Origin of the sequence: Halomonas sp. HP20-15 (assembly GCF_033446685.1) — a bacterium.
Classification (GTDB): domain Bacteria; phylum Pseudomonadota; class Gammaproteobacteria; order Pseudomonadales; family Halomonadaceae; genus Modicisalibacter.
On sequence record NZ_JAWQLY010000017.1, the window covers coordinates 1 to 18,144 of the forward strand.

An 18,144-nucleotide genomic window follows, 5' to 3' on the forward strand; every position below is an offset into this window, starting at 1 on the left:
GCCGCCCGGCGGGTGGCCGCCCCGACCATCGTCAGGCAGCTTCACGAAAAGGCCCCCGGACACCCGGGGGCTTTTTTATGCCTGAGGGAAACGGGCGCTGGCCTCGCTCATCAACAGCTACTCATGAAAACGCCGGGGCTGGAAACAGCCACCGGCGTGATGTGATGGAAGCGAGACAATCAACAGCGAGCCGTAACCCTAATGGTGGGCTCGCTGGCTGGCGTCGAGCATCTCGCGCGCGTGGGCGAGGGTGCGATCGGAGAGCTTGACGCCCCCCAGCATGCGCGCCAGTTCGCGAACGCGACCGGCGCTGTCGAGCAATACCATCTGGGTCTGGGTGGTATCTTCCTCGGCCTGCTTCTCGATATGCAGATGATGATGTGCCTGGGCGGCGACCTGCGGCAGGTGGGTGACGGTCATCACCTGACCATTTTCGCCCAATCGACGCAGCAACTGGCCGACGATTTCGGCGGTGGCCCCGGACACGCCGACATCCACTTCGTCGAAGATCAGCGAGGGGATGGTGCTGTGACTGGCGGCGACCACCTGAATCGCCAGGCTGATGCGCGACAGCTCGCCCCCCGAGGCGACCTTGGCGAGCGGCCGCGGCGGCTGCCCGGGATTGGCGCTGATCAGGAAGCGCACCGTCTCCATGCCGTCGGGTTGCGGCGTTTCCCGGGCACTGACCTCTGCCGCGAAATGCGCCTTGCCCATCGCCAGGAAGCCCAACTGTGCCTGAACCTCTTCGGCAAAGGCCGTCGCTGCCTGACGGCGAGCGTCGCCGATGGCGCGAGCCTGGGCGCGATACCGATCGCGCGCCTCGGCCACTTCGGTGGTCAAGGCGTCCAGGTCATGATCGCCCCCTTCCAGCGTAGCCAGCTCGTCGCGCAGGCCGGCATGCAGGGCGGTCAGCTCGTCGGGCATCACATGATGCTTGCGAGCGATACGATGGACTTCGCCAAGGCGTTGCTCGACATGCGCCAGGCGCTCGGGGTCGAGTTCCGTGTTGTCGGCGAAGTGGCGCAGCTCACGGGCGGCTTCCTCGATCTGGATACGCGCTTCACCGAGCATGCCGCGGGCCTCGGCCAATGTGCCACGCTCGGCACCTGGCAGGGCGTCGAGGCGCGCCAGCGCCTGATGAAGCAGGTGCAGGGCGCCGCCCTCGTCGTTGTCGCAGCAATCGACGGCGAACTGAGTGTCGCTCAACGTCTGTTCGGCATGGGCGAGTTCTTCCTGGTCGCGTTCCAGAGTCTGCAGCTCGTCTTCCGCCAGGGCCAGTTGGTCGAGCTCCTCGACCTGATAGCGCAGTAGCTGCCGACGCGCCTGCAGTTCGTCGCTGGTGTCGGCCAGACGCTTGAGCCGACGACGCAGCTCCTGCCAGTGACGGTAGATGACGCCCAGTTCGCCAACCGCTTCGGCCAGCCCCGCGAAATCATCGAGCAGGCGGCGATGCGTGTCCTCGCGCAACAGCGCCTGATGGGCATGCTGGCCATGGATCTCGATCAGGTGATCGCCGAGTGCCTTGAGATCGCCGATGGTGCAGGGCTGGCCGTTGATCCAGGCCTTGGAACGGCCGCTGGCGGTGACCACTCGGCGCAGCAGGCAATCCTCGCCGGGCAGCTCGCGCTCCTCGAGCCAGGCCTGTGCTTCCGGCAGGCGGGCGATATCGAAACGCGCGCTGAGGTCGGCACGCTTGGCGCCATGGCGCACGCTGCCGGCGTCGGCGCGTTCGCCGAGGCACAGCCCCAGGGCGTCGAGCAGGATCGACTTGCCCGCCCCGGTCTCGCCGGTTATGGCGGTCATGCCGGCGTGCAGGTCGAGATCGAGCGTATCGACGATGGCGAAGTCACGAATGGCGAGTTGTACCAGCATGGCCACCTCCGGGTGGGGTTCGCCGCGTAGATGAAAGAGTCTGTGTGTTTATACAGTAGCCCACGATGAAACTGCAATCCTCGGCCGAGTGTCTTGCATGCCTTGAGATCGTCCGCGACATCCCCATATAGGTGAGCAAACCGACAATGCCCGCGGCCGTTGCGCCGTGGGTCGATTTCAGGAGAGCGACATGGCCAAAGATCCCCAGACGCCGCTGGATGAAGAACTCGAACGTGCCGAGCAGGACGCCGAACCTCAGCGGGAGACGCTCGAGGGTCAGCTCGACGAGGCGGAGGCCGGTGAGGCAGCCATGGCCGACGAGGCGGCGACCGATGCCGAGGTCATGGCCGACCCCGAAGCCGAGGTGCTGGCGGCCAAGGTAGAGGAGCTCGAACAGGCGCTGACCGAAGCCAAGGATCAGGCGCTGCGCGAGGCCGCCGAGGCGCAGAACGTACGCCGCCGCGCCGAGCAGGATATCGACAAGGCGCGCAAGTTCGCCCTCGAGAAATTCGTCAAGGAACTGCTGCCGGTGGTCGACAGCCTGGAGAAGGCGCTCGAGTCGATGGGCGAAGACGCCAGCGAAGTGCATCGCGAAGGGGTCTCGATGACCCTCAAGCTGCAGCTCGACACGCTGGGCAAGTTCGGCGTCGAGGCGATCGAGCCGCAGGGCGAGCCGTTCGATCCGCAGTACCACGAAGCCATGGCCATGGTGCCCAACCCCGACGTCGAGCCGAACTCGGTCATCGAAGTGATGCAGAAGGGTTATCTGCTCAATGGCCGCCTGGTTCGCCCGGCCATGGTAGTGGTCAGCCAGGCGGCCAACGGGGGGTGAATCGCCGCTAGCCCTTGAAAGGCGCGGTCGAGCCCCCACATAGACGACAAAGACGCGGCATCGCTGCCGCACGGATTGGCAAGCAACGATTCTTCGAGGTGTTTTACATGGGACGCATCATAGGTATTGACCTGGGGACCACCAACTCTTGTGTCGCCGTGCTCGACGGCGACAAGCCCAAAGTCATCGAGAACGCGGAAGGCGCGCGTACCACGCCGTCGATCATCGCCTATACCGATGACGGCGAGACGCTGGTCGGACAGGCCGCCAAGCGCCAGGCGGTGACCAACCCGAACAACACGCTGTACGCCATCAAACGTCTGATCGGTCGTCGCTTCAAGGACGACGTGGTCCAGAAGGACATCAAGATGGTGCCCTACAAGATCGCCGAGGCCGACAATGGCGACGCGTGGGTCGAGGTCAACGGCAAGAAGCTGGCCCCGCCGCAGGTCAGCGCCGAGGTGCTGAAGAAGATGAAGAAGACCGCCGAGGACTATCTCGGTGAGGAAGTAACCGAAGCGGTGATCACCGTGCCGGCCTACTTCAACGATTCCCAGCGTCAGGCGACCAAGGACGCCGGACGCATCGCCGGGCTCGAGGTCAAGCGCATCATCAACGAGCCGACCGCGGCCGCGCTGGCCTACGGCATGGACAAGGCGCGTGGCGACAAGACCATCGCCGTCTATGACCTAGGTGGCGGTACCTTCGATATCTCGATCATCGAAGTGGCCGACGTCGACGGCGAGACCCAGTTCGAGGTGCTGGCCACCAACGGCGACACCTTCCTGGGCGGTGAGGATTTCGACCTCAAGCTGATCAACTACCTGGTCGATCAGTTCAAGGCCGACAGCGGCATCGACCTGTCCGGCGACAACCTCGCCATGCAGCGTCTCAAGGAAGCCGCCGAGAAGGCCAAGATCGAACTCTCGGCCGCGCAGCAGACCGAAGTCAATCTGCCGTACATCACCGCCGACAACACCGGGCCGAAGCACCTCAACGTCAAGATCACTCGGGCCAAGCTCGAGTCGCTGGTCGAGGATCTGGTCAAGCAGTCGCTGGGGCCGTGCAAGACCGCGCTGGCCGACGCCGGGCTGTCCAATTCCGAGATAGATGACGTGATCCTGGTCGGCGGCCAGACGCGCATGCCGATGGTCCAGGCCAAGGTCGCCGAGTTCTTCGGCAAGGACGCCCGCAAGGACGTCAACCCGGACGAGGCCGTGGCCGTGGGCGCGGCGATCCAAGGCGGCGTGCTCGGCGGTAACGTCAAGGACGTGCTGCTGCTCGACGTGACCCCGCTGACGCTGGGCATCGAGACGCTGGGTGGCGTGATGACCCCGCTGATCGAGAAGAACACCACCATCCCGACCAAGAAGACCCAAACCTTCTCGACCGCGGATGACAACCAGACGGCGGTGACCATTCACGTGCTGCAGGGCGAGCGCAAGCAGTCCGGCCAGAACAAGTCGCTGGGCCGCTTCGACCTGGCCGACATTCCGCCGGCGCCGCGTGGCGTGCCGCAGATCGAGGTCGCCTTCGATCTCGACGCCAACGGCATCCTCAACGTGTCCGCCAAGGACAAGGCCACCGGCAAGGAACAGTCAATCGTCATCAAGGCCTCCAGCGGCCTGACCGACGAAGAGATCGAAAAGATGGTTCAGGACGCCGAGGCGCACGCCGCCGAGGACAAGAAGTTCGAGGAACTGGTCCAGCTGCGCAACCAGGCGGACGGCATGATCCACGCCGCGCGCAAGACCCTCGACGAAGCCGGCGACAAGGCGAGCGCCGAGGAGAAGGAGAAGATCGAGAGCGCGATCAGCGAACTCGAGGAGGCGCTCAAGGGCGACGACCAGGAGGCCATCCAGGCCAAGCTGGACGCGCTCACCGAAGCCTCCGGCGGTCTGGCCCAGAAGATGTACGCCGAGCAGTCCGAAGCGGACCAGGGCGAACAGGCCGAAGGCGGCGCCAAGAAGCCGGAAGACGACGTGGTCGACGCCGAGTATGAAGAAGTCAACGACGATCAGAAGAAGCAGTAACCACGTCTGACACTACGGACCACGGCGGCGCGGGGGCATGACTCCCGCGTCGCTGTTTCCGTGACCGACACGGAGGCGGACTAGATCCATGTCCAAGCGCGATTATTACGAGGTACTGGGCATCGAGCGCGGGGCCGATCAGAAAGAGATCAAGAAGGCCTACCGACGGCTCGCCCAGAAATACCATCCGGACCGCAACCCGGATGACGACTCCGCGGAAGAAAAGTTCCGCGAGGTCTCCGAAGCGTACGAAGTGCTGGCCGACGACGAGAAGCGTGCCGCCTACGATCAGTTCGGCCATGCCGGCGTCGATGGCCAGGCAGGCGGCGGCTTCGGCGGTGGTGCCGGGGCCGGTGGCTTCAGCGACATCTTCGGCGACGTGTTCGGCGACATCTTCGGTGGGGGCGGTGGCCGGCGCAATCCCAATGCGCCGCAGCGTGGCGCCGACCTGCGCTACAACCTCGAGCTCGATCTCGAGGATGCGGTAACCGGAACCACCGTCGACATCCGCGTGCCGCGACACGTGCCCTGCGGGCATTGCAACGCCAGCGGCGCCGAGCCGGGCTCCAGCAAGGAGACCTGCCCGACCTGCCACGGCATGGGTCAGGTGCGCATGCAGCAGGGCTTCTTTGCCGTGCAGCAAACCTGCCCGACCTGCCATGGGGCCGGAGAGAGCATCAAGGTACCGTGTCGCGAATGCCACGGCGACGGCCGGGTTCGCGAGACGCGCACGCTGTCGGTGAAGATCCCCGCCGGTGTCGACACCGGCGATCGCATCCGCCTCAACAGCGAGGGCGAGGCCGGCGCCAATGGCGGCCCCGAGGGCGATCTCTACGTTCAGGTGGCGATCAAGCCGCACCCGATCTTCGAGCGCGACGGCCGCCACCTGCACTGCGAGGTGCCGATCAACTTCGTCGATGCGGCGCTGGGCGGCGAGCTCGAGGTGCCGACGCTGGAAGGCCGGGTCAAGCTCAAGATTCCGCCGGAGACCCAGACCGGCAAGCTGTTCCGGTTGCGCGGCAAGGGCGTCAAGCCGGTACGTGGCGGCCCGGCGGGCGATCTACTGTGCAAGGTGCTGGTGGAGACCCCGGTCAAGCTCAACGACGAGCAGAAGAACCTGCTGCGCAAATTCCAGGACAGCCTGGACGGCAGTAACAGTCACCACTCGCCCAAGAAGTCGAGCTTCTTCGATGGCGTCAAGAAGTTCTTCGAGGACATGAAGCCGTAACGGCACTTGGCGTGATGTGCCTGAAAAGGCCCCGGCGTGGCGACGCGGCGGGGCTTTTTTGTGCCCGGAACGTCGTGGCGCTAGCCGGCAGCGCTCCTGGCATACCGTTTGCGATTAAAGTATCTTTATATAAAGATTCTTTATCTGGAGAGAAGTCGATGGCCGAGCGACACGATCATGTCGACACCGTACTCGACCAATGGCAGCGCGCGGCCCCGCAACGCGACGCCTCGCCGATGGCGACCTTCACGCGGCTCTACCGGTTGTTCAAGTATGTCGACCGGGCGGTGGCGGCGGTCTTTCGCGAGCATGGCCTGCACGAAGGCGAGTTCGACCTGCTGGCGACGCTGTATCGCAGCGGCGAGCCGCAAGGCCTGACGCCCAACGCCCTGCGTGCCGCGGCGGTGCTGACCTCGGGCGCGATGACCCATCGCCTGGATCGGCTGGAAAGCGCCGGTTACATCCGTCGCGTTCCCAATCCCGAAGATCGGCGTAGCGTGCGTGTTCGGCTCACCGCTGCCGGGGCGGCACTTCTCGAGGCGCTGCTCGACGACTACCTGGCCTGCCTGCAGCGTTTGCAGGCTCCGCTCGATGCAGCGCAGCGCCGCGCCCTGGGCGGACTGTTGCGCGAATTGCTGCTGCCGCTGGAGGCGAACGATGATGTCTGAGCTCGGTGGCGCGCGCGCCCACGCCGGCATGCTGTTGTGGGCGCTGCTGGTCGGGCTATCGTTCCCCGCCGTAGGGCTGATGAGCGAGGGGTTGCCGCCGTTGCTGCTGACCGCGATCCGCTTCATGATCGCTGCGTTGGCGCTGTGGCCGCTGGTCCGCCACGCGCCGTCGCTGCGCCCCGGCAGGGCAGGGCTGCTGCTCTATGCGCTGATGGGGTTATGCCTGACCGGCTTCTTCGGAGCGATGTTCTGGGCGGCGCATCGCGCCTCGGCGGTGTCGATGGCGACGCTGTTCGTCAGCGTGCCGCTCCTGGCTTACTGCCTGGGCTTGGCGCTGCGCGTCGAGCGGTTGGCCTGGCGGCTGCCGTCGATCCTGCTGCTCGGCGCGCTGGGTGCCCTGGCGCTGGCCTGGGCGGAATCCGGCGGCGACTGGGCGGCATTGCGCTTCGGCCGCGGCGAGGCGGTGTTCTTCGTCGGTTGCATCGCCTCGGCGCTGTATCCGGTGCTCAGCAAGTGGGGGCTCGAGCGTGGCTGGCTGTCCGCCTCGGCCGGGGTGAGGACCTTCTGGAGCCTGGCGTTGGGCGGGGCGCTGATCGCGCTGGCGGGGCTGGCACGCGGTGGCGCCGCGGAGCTGGCGCGGCTGACCCTGGGCGATGCGCTGGTGCTGGTCTATCTCGGGCTGTTTTCCAGCGGTCTGACCTTCTGGTTGCAGCAGCGCGCCACCGCCGTGCTGACGCCGGGCGCGGTGACCGCCTACAGCTACCTGGTGCCGTTCGTGTCTATGCTGCTGCTGTTCGTCCGCGAGCCGCAGCAACTGGACTGGACATGGTTGCCGGGCAGCCTGCTGGTCATCCTGGCGATCGCGCTGCTGCTAAGGCGCGACGTCACTCAGCGTCGGGCGGCGGCAGCTCGAAACAACTCAACAGCGTCTCCTGGGCGAGGCTGAAGTTGTCGTCGCTGATCATCAGAAAGCGCCTGTCGGAAAGCGCCGTAAGCCCTTCGAAGTTATCGAGCCGCCAGCCCTCGCCGGACGACAGCCGCGCCAGGGTCTTGACCTCGAGCCGGGCGTTGCTGGCCAGACTTACCTGACGCAGGCTGATCACCAGCGGTGCCGGCGGGGCGAACGCGCGCTCCAGCGCCAGCAGGCCGTCGCCATAGGGGGCCAGCGCGGTCAGCGCACTGCCGGCCTCGTCGGCCAGGGGGTAGCGCCATTCGGCGCCGGAGTCGAGCGCGAACAGCCGGGTCACGCCGGCTTCGCTGCCCGTCGGAGGGCTCTCCAGACCGATGATAACGCCCTCGCGCGGGTGGCGGGCCATCGCCTCGGGTCCGCTGTTGGGCCCGGCGCCGCGCAGTCCGCCGGGATAGAGCGCCTCGCCGGCGGCGCGGCCGTTGGGATAGAAGCGCTGCAGGCGCGTATCGCCCTCGAAGCCGATCAGCAGCACGGTGTCGCCACGCTTGCCATTGTCGGCGCGCTGCAGGATCAGCGACTCGGCATCGGCGGTGCGCGCCTCGAAGGCATCGCCGTCATCATCGCGCAGCACATAGGTCTTGAGCGGGTCGAGGGCGATCAGCTCGCCCTCGCGAAAGCGCGGTCTCACGCGATGCAGCCAGCCGCGATCCGAGACGAGATAGAGCAATGACTCGTCGGCGTCCCAGGCCAGGTCGGAAAGGCCGCCGACCGGGGTATCGTCCTGCCACTTGCCGGGCAGCGCCAGGCTGCCGCACCACTCGATCGCCGCGGCCGGCTGCTTGACGTTGCCGGTCATCAGCTGGGTCTGGCGCGCCTCGCGGGCGCAGCCGGCCAGCAGGCCGACGGCCAGCAAGGGCATCGCCCAGCGCAAGTACCAGCGTAAGTGACGATGAGGCATGGCGGCTCCTGCAATGTGCGACGGACTGGCTGTAATCACGAGCCTAGCATGACGGGGCGGCTTGCAGGACAGACGCCATCGGCCCGCATTGGTATAATGGTCGTCGGATCAACCCGCTGTCGCGCAAGGAGTTTCGCATGTCCGCTAGCCCCCGCATCGCCATCGTCGGTGCCGCCGGCCGCATGGGCCGCACCCTGGTCGCTGCCGTCGAGCAGCAGCCCGATGCCAGCCTGGCGGCCGGCATCGTCGCCGACGGCAGTTCGCTGGTGGGCGCCGACCTGGGCGAGCTGGCCGGCCTCGGCAAGCTGGGCGTGGCTGCCGCGGCTTCGCTGGAGGCGGTCAAGGATGAGTTCGACGTGCTGATCGATTTCACCAACCCTGAGACCACGCTGGCCAATCTGGCGTTCTGCGCCGAGCACGGCAAGCGCATCGTGATCGGCACCACCGGTCTTGACGACGCCCAACTGGCCGAGCTCGACGGCTATCGCGATCGCGTGCCGATGGTCTTCGCCCCCAACATGAGCGTCGGGGTCAACCTGACCCTCAATCTGCTCAAGACCGCTGCGATGGCGCTGGGCGACGAGGGCTACGACATCGAGGTGATCGAGGCCCATCATCGCCACAAGGTCGATGCACCGTCCGGCACCGCGTTGAAGATGGGCGAGGTGGTCGCCGAATCGCTGGGCCGCAGCCTCAAGGAGCATGGGGTGTTCGCCCGTGAAGGGCAGTGCGGGCCGCGCAGCGACAAGGAGATCGGCTTTGCCACCGTGCGGGCCGGCGATATCGTCGGCGAGCACACGGTGATGTTCGCCACCGAGGGCGAGCGCATCGAGATCACCCACAAGGCCTCGAGCCGCATGACCTTCGCACGCGGCGCGGTGCGCGCGGCCCGCTGGATCGCCGGGCGCGAGGCGGGCCGCTACGACATTCAGGACGTGCTGGGGCTGAACTGAGGCCTTCGCGAAGCACTCGCCGCTCGCTGGACTGGCCCCTGCATGCGGATTCCGGTAGAATCCCGTCAATTTGGCCTGGCCAAGGGGCGACTCGAGCGCTTGGCCGGTGTGGCAACCAGGCGATTGGCAAGGCCGCCGATGTGAAAATGCGGACAACAACAAGCGGGATGGAACCGGTCTTCTTCGGGTTTCGTCCCGCTTTTTTACGACCTGAGTGTCCGTGAGCGCTTCACGGATACGCGGAGAAACGATGGGGCGGCACGCCGTGCCGCCTGGCGAAGTGAGCACTGGAGGACGTTGCGTTGACTAGACCCGCGATACTGGCCCTGGCAGATGGCAGCGTATTTCATGGCAGCGCCATCGGCGCCGATGGACAGACCAGCGGCGAGGTGGTTTTCAACACGGCCATGACCGGCTATCAGGAAATCCTTACCGACCCCTCCTACACTCGACAGATCGTCACGCTCACCTATCCGCATATCGGCAATACCGGCATCAACGAAGAGGATGTCGAGTCCGCGCGCATCTGTGCGGCGGGGCTGGTGATCCGCGATCTACCGCTGATGGCCAGCAGTTTTCGCAGCCAGCGGACCCTGGACGACTACCTCAAGAGTCAGAATGTGCTGGGCATCGCCGACATCGACACGCGCCGGCTGACGCGTATCCTGCGCGACAAGGGCGCCCAGGACGGAGCGATTCTCGCCGGCCCAGCGGCTTCCGGCGACGATGCCGTCGAGCGTGCGCTGGCGGTGGCGCGCGAGTTCCCCGGCCTCAAGGGCATGGACCTGGCCAAGGAGGCGAGCTGCGCCAGCGCCTACGAATGGAGCCAGGGCGACTGGACGCTGGGCGAGGGCTACGCCGATACCGCCGCCGGCGAGCGGCCCTTCCACGTGGTCGCCTACGATTACGGCTGCAAGCACAACATCCTGCGCCTGCTCGCCGCGCGCGGCTGCCGGTTGACCGTGGTGCCGGCGCAGACGCCGGCCGCCGAGGTGCTGGCGATGAATCCCGACGGGGTGTTTCTGGCCAATGGCCCGGGCGACCCCGAGCCCTGCGACTATGCGATCAAGGCGATCGCCGAGATCCTCGAGACCGATACCCCGGTGTTCGGCATCTGCCTGGGCCATCAACTGCTGGCGCTGGCCTCGGGGGCGCGCACGGTGAAGATGAATCATGGCCACCACGGCGCCAACCATCCGGTTCAGGATCTCGACAGCGGTCGGGTGATGATCACCAGTCAGAACCACGGCTTCGCGGTCGACGAGACCAGCCTGCCGGCGACGCTGCGCACCACCCACCGTTCGCTGTTCGACGGCACCCTGCAGGGTATCGAGCGTACCGACCGGGCGGCGTTCAGCTTCCAGGGTCACCCCGAGGCGAGCCCCGGGCCGCGCGACGTGTCGCCGCTGTTCGATCGCTTCGTGCGGGTCATGCGCGAACGTCGCTGAGCCGCGCCCACTGTATCTGCGTCGCCGTCTGTCACTTTTCTAGCGGGAATCGTCATGCCCAAACGTACCGACATCCAGAGCATCCTGATCATCGGCGCCGGCCCCATCGTCATCGGCCAGGCGTGCGAGTTCGACTACTCCGGCGCGCAGGCCTGCAAGGCGCTGCGCGAGGAGGGCTACCGGGTCATTCTGGTCAATTCCAACCCGGCGACCATCATGACCGACCCGGTGATGGCCGATGCCACCTATATCGAGCCGATCACCTGGCAGGCGGTGGAGAAGATCATCGAGGCCGAGCGCCCCGACGCCGTGTTGCCCACCATGGGCGGCCAGACCGCCTTGAACTGCGCCCTGGACCTTGACAAGCATGGCGTGCTGGCCAAGTACGGCGTGGAGATGATCGGCGCCAACGCCGATGCCATCAACAAGGCCGAGGATCGCGATCTGTTCGACCAGGCGATGAAGCGCATCGGCCTGGCCTGTCCCAAGGCCCAGGTGGCCCATGCCATGGACGAGGCCTGGGCGATCCAGGGCGAGCTCGGCTTCCCGGTGATCATCCGCCCCTCCTATACCATGGGCGGCTCCGGTGGCGGCGTGGCCTACAACAAGGAGGAGTTCGAGGAGATCTGCACGCGCGGCTTCGAACTCTCCAACAACCACGAGCTGCTGATCGACGAGTCGCTGCTGGGTTGGAAGGAGTACGAGATGGAGGTCGTTCGCGACAAGAACGACAACTGCATCATCATCTGCGCGATCGAGAACTTCGATCCGATGGGCATCCATACCGGCGACTCGATCACCGTGGCCCCGGCGCAGACGCTGACCGACAAGGAATACCAGATCATGCGCGACGCCTCGCTGGCGGTGCTGCGCGAGATCGGCGTCGAGACCGGCGGCTCCAACGTTCAGTTCGGCATCGACCCGGACACCGGGCGGATGGTGGTGATCGAGATGAACCCGCGGGTATCGCGCTCGTCGGCGCTGGCCTCCAAGGCCACCGGCTTCCCGATCGCCAAGATCGCCGCCAAGCTGGCGGTGGGCTATACACTCGACGAATTGCAGAACGACATCACCGGCGGCAAGACCCCGGCCTCGTTCGAGCCGGCGATCGACTACGTGGTCACCAAGATTCCGCGCTTCACCTTCGAGAAGTTCCCCCAGGCCAACGACCGCCTGACCACCCAGATGAAGTCGGTGGGCGAGGTGATGGCGATCGGCCGAACCTTTCAGGAGTCGCTGCAGAAGGCGCTGCGCGGCCTGGAAACCGGCAACGACGGGCTCGACCCCAAGATCATCGAATTCAGCGACGCCAACCTGGCGCTGATCAAGGGCGAGCTGCAGGCCGCCGGCGCCGAGCGCATCTTCTTCATCGCCGACGCCATGCGCGCGGGGATGAGCGTCGACGAGATCTTCGCGCTGACCAACATCGACCGCTGGTTCCTGGTCCAGCTCGAGGATCTGGTGCGCACCGAGCAATCGCTGGGCAGGCGTTCGCTGGGCGAGCTGGACGGCCCCGCGCTGTTCCGCCTGAAGCGCAAGGGCTTCTCCGACGCGCGGCTTTCCAGGCTGCTCGGCGTTTCCGAGAAGGAGTTCCGCAAGACCCGCCAGAAGGCCGGCATCCGGCCGGTCTACAAGCGCGTCGATACCTGCGCGGCGGAGTTCGCCTCGCATACCGCCTACATGTACTCCACCTACGAGGAGGAGTGCGAGTCCGAGCCCAGCGATCGTCGCAAGATCATGGTGCTGGGCGGCGGGCCCAACCGTATCGGCCAGGGCATCGAGTTCGACTACTGCTGCGTGCACGCGGCGCTGGCGATGCGCGAGGACGGCTACGAGACCATCATGGTCAACTGCAACCCGGAAACCGTCTCCACCGACTACGATACCTCCGACCGTCTCTACTTCGAGCCGGTGACCCTCGAGGACGTGCTGGAGATCGCCGACAAGGAGCGGCCGGTCGGGGTGATCGTGCAGTTCGGCGGCCAGACGCCGCTCAAGCTGGCCCGCGAACTCGAGGCCGCCGGGGTGCCGATCATCGGCACCACGCCGGACGCCATCGATCGTGCCGAGGACCGCGAGCGCTTCCAGCAGATGATCGACAAGCTGGGACTCAAGCAGCCGCCCAACGCCACCGCGCGCAGCTTCGAGGACGCCTTCGCCAAGGCCGAGCGGATCGGCTATCCGTTGGTGGTGCGGCCGAGCTACGTGCTCGGTGGCCGGGCCATGGAGATCGTTTACGACGCCTCCGAGCTCGAGAACTACATGACCCACGCGGTCAAGGTCTCCAACGACTCGCCGGTGCTGCTCGATCACTTCCTCAACGCGGCGATCGAGATCGACATCGATGCGGTCTCCGACGGCCAGCAGGTGGTGATCGGCGGCATCATGCAGCACATCGAGCAGGCCGGCGTGCACTCCGGCGACTCGGCCTGTTCGCTGCCGCCCTATTCACTGCCCAAGGACGTGCAGGACGAGATGCGCGATCAGGTCAAGCGCATGGCCATCGAACTCAACGTGGTCGGCCTGATGAACGTCCAGCTGGCGTGGCAGGACGGCGAGATCTACGTCATCGAGGTCAATCCGCGTGCCTCGCGCACCGTGCCGTTCGTCTCCAAGTGCATCGGCACCTCGCTGGCGCAGATCGCGGCGCGCTGCATGGCGGGCACGACGCTCGCCGAGCAGGGCTTCACCCGAGAACTGATTCCCGGCTATTACAGCGTCAAGGAAGCGGTCTTTCCGTTCAACAAGTTCCCCAGCGTCGACCCGATCCTGTCGCCGGAGATGAAGTCCACCGGCGAGGTGATGGGCTCGGGCGCGACCTTCGCCGAGGCCTTCTACAAGGCGCAGCTGGGTGCCGGCGAGGCGATCCCGCCGCTCGAGGGCGAGCGCACGGCGTTCCTGTCGGTGCGTAACCCGGACAAGGTCGGCGTTATCGAGGTCGCGCAATCTCTGCTAGCATTGGGATTTGATCTGATCGCTACCCGCGGTACCGCCCAGGCGCTCGACGAGGCCGGCTTGCCGGTCACGGCCGTCAACAAGGTCTTCGAGGGGCGTCCGCATATCGTCGACATGATCAAGAACGACGACGTGGCCTACATCGTCAATACCACCGAAGGCCGTCAGGCGATCAACGATTCCTCCGTGATCCGTCGCACCGCACTTGCCCACAAGGTCCCCTACGCCACCACGCTGGCCGGGGCGCGAGCCGTTTGCATGGCGCTCGAGTATGGCAACGAGATTACCGTGCGGCGGCTTCAGGAACTGCATGCAGGAGCAAGCACATGAACAAGGTCCCGATGACCGTCGCAGGCGAGCAGCGCCTGCGTGAAGAGCTCAATCAGCTCAAGGGAGTGGAGCGTCCTCGGGTGATCAATGCCATCGCCGAGGCGCGCGAACATGGCGACCTCAAGGAAAACGCCGAATATCACGCCGCGCGTGAGCAGCAGGGCTTCATCGAGGGGCGCATCCAGGAGATCGAGTCCAAGCTGTCCGCCTCGCAGGTGATCGACGTCACCAAGATGCCCAGGACCGGCAAGGTGATCTTCGGCGTCACCGTCGAATTGATCAATCTGGATAACGACGAAGAGGTGCGTTACCAGATCGTCGGCGAGGACGAAGCCGACATCAAGGCCGGCAAGGTCTCGGTGACCTCGCCGATCGCGCGCGCGCTGATCGGCAAGGAAGAGGGCGACGTGGTGGGCGTCCGGACGCCGCGCGGCGACGTCGAGTACGAGATTTCGAGCGTTGAGCATCTCTGAGCTACGAGCTACGAGCTACGAGCTACGAGCTACGAGCTACGAGCTACGAGCTACGAGCTACGAGCTACGAGCTACGAGCAAAAAACGCCAGCGACCTGCGCTGGCGTTTTTTATTTTGGGGATCCTGCTTTTCGCGGCTCGCGGCTCGCGGCTCGCGGCTCAGCGCCGCCCGTGATGCTCCTCGAAGCGGGTGATGTTCGAGAGCTTGGGGTTGGCCTTGGGATTGTGGCGATACAACAGCGCCATCTTGCCGATCGTCTGGACCAGCTCGGCACCGCTATCGCTGGCCAGTTGCTCGGCGAGCGCGTTGCGGGTGTCGCGTTCGCCGACGGCGATCTTGACCTTGACCAGTTCGTGATCGTTCAGCGCGCGTTTGAGCTCGCCCACCACGCCTTCCGTGATGCCGTTGTCGGCGACCGTCACCAGGGGCGAAAGATGATGGCCGATGCTGCGGAATGCTTTCTTTTGTGCCTGTGACAAGCTCATGGTATCGTGATCGTTCCGGTTGGCGTGCGTAGGGGCGGCTGGTGCGGTCGGCGACGGTTCGTCCGTGTCGCGGCCACTGAACGCGCCATGGTAAGGCGAAAGACAGGCGATGCAAAGCGCTTGAGCCGGATTACCCCACTCGTTGGTCCCTCGCAGCCAGATCCCCCGCTTTCGAACGATCCATCCGTCGGATGGATGACCCAGGTGATTGTGTGGCCCGAAGCACTTCTAGCAAAAGCGCTCCCGGCAAGAGCCCCTCAAGCAAGGGCGCGACCGGCAAGAGCAAGGCCGGTTGGCTCAAGGAACATTTCGACGATCAGTACGTGCAGCGTTCGTGGCAGGACGGTTACCGTTCGCGAGCCAGCTACAAGCTGCTCGAGCTCGATGCCAAGGATCGTCTCTTCAAACCCGGCATGACGGTGATCGACCTGGGCGCCGCGCCAGGCGGCTGGAGCCAGGTGGCGGCCGAGAAAGTGATGCCGGGGGGCGTGGTGATCGCCTCCGACATCCTCGAGATGGATGCGTTGGCCGACGTCACGTTCATCCAGGGTGACTTCACCGAGGAGTCGGTGCTCGAGGCGATACTCGGTGAACTGGGCGAGCGTCCGGTGGATTTGATCATTTCCGATATGGCGCCCAACATGAGTGGCATGGCCGCCATCGACCAGCCCAAGGCGATGTATCTGGTCGAGCTGGCACTCGATCTGGCCCGTCAGACACTGAGCCCCGGCGGACGGCTGCTGACCAAGGTCTTTCAGGGTGAAGGCTTCGATGACTTCCTCAATGACCTGCGTGGCAGCTTCGCCCGGGTGATGACCCGCAAGCCGGAGGCCTCGCGCGCTCGTTCGCGCGAAGTGTACCTCCTGGCGGATGGATTCAAGCGCTGAGCTTGCAAAGCTGGTGGTACGCCCCCATTTGTGGTGTAGAGTCAGCTATGGGCATGCTTGGCAGACAGATTGATTCAATGAGGGTATTCCCTTGAACGATATGGCGAAGAACCTGATCTTATGGTTGATCATCGCGGCAGTCCTGCTGACGGTATTCAACAATTTCAGTGTCGACAGTTCCCCGCAGACGATGAACTACTCCCAGTTCGTCGAGCAGGTGCAGGAGGGGCAGATCCGCGCGGTCACCATCGATGGCTATACCATTTCCGGTGAGCGTTCCGACGGCTCGCAGTTCCAGACCATCCGTCCTGCCGCGCAGGATCCCAAGCTGATGGACGACCTGCTGGCCAACGACGTCAGCGTGACCGGCAAGCAGCCCGAGGAGCAAAGCCTGTGGACGCGGCTGCTGATAGCCAGCTTCCCGATCCTGATCATCCTGGCGATCTTCCTGTTCTTCATGCGTCAGATGCAGGGTGGCGCCGGTGGCAAGGGCGGGCCGATGAGCTTCGGCAAGTCCAAGGCCAAGCTGCTGAGTAACGATCAGATCAAGACCACGTTTGCCGATGTCGCCGGTTGCGACGAGGCCAAGGAGGAGGTCGAGGAACTCGTCGACTTTCTCAAGGACCCGAGCAAGTTCCAGCGCCTGGGCGGACAGATTCCGCGTGGCGTGCTGATGGTCGGACCTCCGGGCACCGGCAAGACGCTGCTGGCCAAGTCGATCGCCGGCGAAGCCAAGGTGCCGTTCTTCTCGATCTCGGGCTCCGATTTCGTCGAGATGTTTGTGGGCGTCGGCGCCTCGCGTGTGCGCGACATGTTCGAGCAGGCCAAGAAGCAAGCGCCATGCATCATCTTCATCGATGAGATCGATGCCGTGGGCCGCTCGCGCGGTGCCGGCATGGGCGGCGGCAACGACGAGCGCGAGCAGACGCTCAACCAGTTGCTGGTGGAGATGGATGGCTTCGAAGCCAATGAAGGCATCATCGTGATCGCCGCCACCAACCGGCCCGACGTGCTCGACCCGGCGCTGACGCGCCCGGGGCGCTTCGATCGCCAGGTGGTCGTGGGACTGCCGGACATCCGCGGCCGCGAGCATATCCTGGGCGTGCATCTGCGCAAGGTGCCGCTCGGTGAAGACGTCAAGCCGAGCGTCATCGCGCGCGGTACGCCGGGATTCTCCGGGGCCGATCTGGCCAACCTGGTCAACGAGGCGGCGCTGTTCGCGGCGCGGCGCAATCGTCGGCTGGTCGGCATGGAAGAGCTCGAGCTGGCCAAGGACAAGATCATGATGGGCGCCGAGCGCAAATCCATGGTCATGACCGAGAAGGAAAAGCTCAACACCGCCTATCACGAGGCGGGGCACGCGATCATCGGCCTGTTGATGCCCGAGCACGACCCCGTCTACAAGGTCACCATCATTCCGCGTGGCCGGGCGTTGGGCGTCACCATGTTCCTGCCGGAGGAAGATCGCTACAGCCTGTCCCGGCAGCAGATCATCAGTCAGATCTGCTCGCTTTTCGGCGGGCGCCTCGCCGAAGAGATGACGCTGGGGCCGAACGGGGTGACGACGGGGGCCTCCAACGACATCAAGCGGGCCACCGAGCTGGCGCACAACATGGTCGCCAAGTGGGGCCTGTCTGCCGAGATGGGGCCGATCATGTACGACGAGGACGAGTCGCACCAGTTCCTCGGCGGCCCGGGCCAGGGCGGCGGCAAGCTCAAGTCCGGAGAGACCACGACCCGGCTCGACAAGGAGGTGCGGCGGATCATCGACGAGTGCTACGCCCAGGCCAAGCAGCTGCTCGAGGACAACCGCGACAAGCTCGACATCATGGCCGAGGCGCTGATGCAGTACGAGACCATCGACGCCGATCAGCTCAAGGACATCATCGAGGGGCGCCAGCCGCGTCCGCCCAAGGACTGGGGCGACAGCGACGATTCGGGTAGCGGCTCGCCGGTAGCCGATGCTCGGCCCGAGGCCGACGACGGCAGCGGTGAAGACGAGGATGAGCGACCGAGCCGCAAGCCCTCCGATCCGCTGGGTGGTCCGGCCGGACACTGAGTTCGCTCGGTCTGCCAGCAAGATGTTCTGTGCAAGGCGCCCAACGTGGCGC

General features: G+C 65.4%; 14 protein-coding genes. 11 read left to right on the forward strand and 3 right to left on the reverse strand.

All coding sequences use genetic code 11. The annotated features are described in order from the left end of the window. Window positions 1–198: 198 nt before the first annotated feature. Window positions 199–1,872 (reverse strand): DNA repair protein RecN, encoded by a 1,674-nt coding sequence (gene recN / locus R6258_RS17290; protein ID WP_318452964.1) that lies wholly within the window; start codon window positions 1,870–1,872, stop codon window positions 199–201. Window positions 1,873–2,062: 190 nt separating this feature from the next. Here recN and grpE point away from each other — a divergent pair, with 190 nt between their 5' ends. The 5 genes from grpE (at window position 2,063) to R6258_RS17315 (ending at window position 7,579) form a co-directional block, all read left to right on the forward strand. After that, on the forward strand, window positions 2,063–2,704 hold the full coding sequence (gene grpE, locus R6258_RS17295; protein ID WP_318452966.1) for a nucleotide exchange factor GrpE: 642 nt from the start codon (window positions 2,063–2,065) through the stop codon (window positions 2,702–2,704). A gap of 107 nt (window positions 2,705–2,811) precedes the next feature. Beyond that, on the forward strand, window positions 2,812–4,737 hold the full coding sequence (gene dnaK / locus R6258_RS17300; RefSeq protein ID WP_318452968.1) for a molecular chaperone DnaK: 1,926 nt from the start codon (window positions 2,812–2,814) through the stop codon (window positions 4,735–4,737). An 88-nt stretch (window positions 4,738–4,825) separates the two neighbouring features. Further along, window positions 4,826–5,965: a molecular chaperone DnaJ gene (gene dnaJ, locus R6258_RS17305; RefSeq protein ID WP_318452970.1), complete on the forward strand. Its 1,140-nt coding sequence runs from the start codon at window positions 4,826–4,828 to the stop codon at window positions 5,963–5,965. A gap of 158 nt (window positions 5,966–6,123) precedes the next feature. Continuing rightward, window positions 6,124–6,633 carry a MarR family winged helix-turn-helix transcriptional regulator gene (locus R6258_RS17310; RefSeq protein WP_318452972.1) on the forward strand — a complete coding sequence of 170 codons (510 nt, stop codon included), beginning with the start codon at window positions 6,124–6,126 and terminating at the stop codon, window positions 6,631–6,633. After that, window positions 6,623–7,579 (forward strand): DMT family transporter, encoded by a 957-nt coding sequence (locus R6258_RS17315; RefSeq protein WP_318452973.1) that lies wholly within the window; start codon window positions 6,623–6,625, stop codon window positions 7,577–7,579. The genes R6258_RS17310 and R6258_RS17315 overlap by 11 nt, the downstream gene beginning before the upstream one ends. On the opposite strand, the gene R6258_RS17320 is transcribed toward R6258_RS17315, so the two are convergent. After that, window positions 7,518–8,501: an esterase-like activity of phytase family protein gene (locus R6258_RS17320; protein ID WP_318452975.1), complete on the reverse strand. Its 984-nt coding sequence runs from the start codon at window positions 8,499–8,501 to the stop codon at window positions 7,518–7,520. The two genes, R6258_RS17315 and R6258_RS17320, sit on opposite strands and share 62 nt — an antisense overlap. Before the next feature lie 137 nt (window positions 8,502–8,638). Here R6258_RS17320 and dapB point away from each other — a divergent pair, with 137 nt between their 5' ends. From dapB to greA, 4 genes are all read left to right on the forward strand, one after another. Continuing rightward, window positions 8,639–9,454, forward strand: coding sequence for a 4-hydroxy-tetrahydrodipicolinate reductase (gene dapB, locus R6258_RS17325; protein ID WP_318452977.1), 816 nt, complete (start codon window positions 8,639–8,641; stop codon window positions 9,452–9,454). A gap of 302 nt (window positions 9,455–9,756) precedes the next feature. Next, a complete protein-coding gene (carA, locus tag R6258_RS17330; protein WP_412176392.1) occupies window positions 9,757–10,902 on the forward strand; it encodes a glutamine-hydrolyzing carbamoyl-phosphate synthase small subunit in 1,146 nt (381 codons plus the stop codon). A 54-nt stretch (window positions 10,903–10,956) separates the two neighbouring features. Beyond that, window positions 10,957–14,187 carry a carbamoyl-phosphate synthase large subunit gene (carB, locus tag R6258_RS17335; RefSeq protein ID WP_318452979.1) on the forward strand — a complete coding sequence of 1,077 codons (3,231 nt, stop codon included), beginning with the start codon at window positions 10,957–10,959 and terminating at the stop codon, window positions 14,185–14,187. Then, entirely contained in the window at window positions 14,184–14,660 is a 477-nt protein-coding gene (greA, locus tag R6258_RS17340; protein WP_318452981.1) for a transcription elongation factor GreA, read from the forward strand. Before carB ends, greA begins: the two co-directional genes overlap by 4 nt. A gap of 159 nt (window positions 14,661–14,819) precedes the next feature. On the opposite strand, the gene yhbY is transcribed toward greA, so the two are convergent. Beyond that, window positions 14,820–15,146, reverse strand: a complete 327-nt coding sequence (yhbY, locus tag R6258_RS17345; RefSeq protein ID WP_318452983.1) for a ribosome assembly RNA-binding protein YhbY — start codon at window positions 15,144–15,146, stop codon at window positions 14,820–14,822. 191 nt (window positions 15,147–15,337) lie between these two features. Between yhbY and rlmE the strand changes: the two genes are divergently transcribed. Then, window positions 15,338–16,033 (forward strand): 23S rRNA (uridine(2552)-2'-O)-methyltransferase RlmE, encoded by a 696-nt coding sequence (gene rlmE, locus R6258_RS17350; RefSeq protein WP_412176393.1) that lies wholly within the window; start codon window positions 15,338–15,340, stop codon window positions 16,031–16,033. Window positions 16,034–16,124: 91 nt separating this feature from the next. Then, complete coding sequence (ftsH, locus tag R6258_RS17355; RefSeq protein WP_318452988.1) at window positions 16,125–18,092, forward strand: ATP-dependent zinc metalloprotease FtsH; 1,968 nt, start codon at window positions 16,125–16,127, stop codon at window positions 18,090–18,092. The last annotated feature ends 52 nt before the right edge of the window (window positions 18,093–18,144 follow it).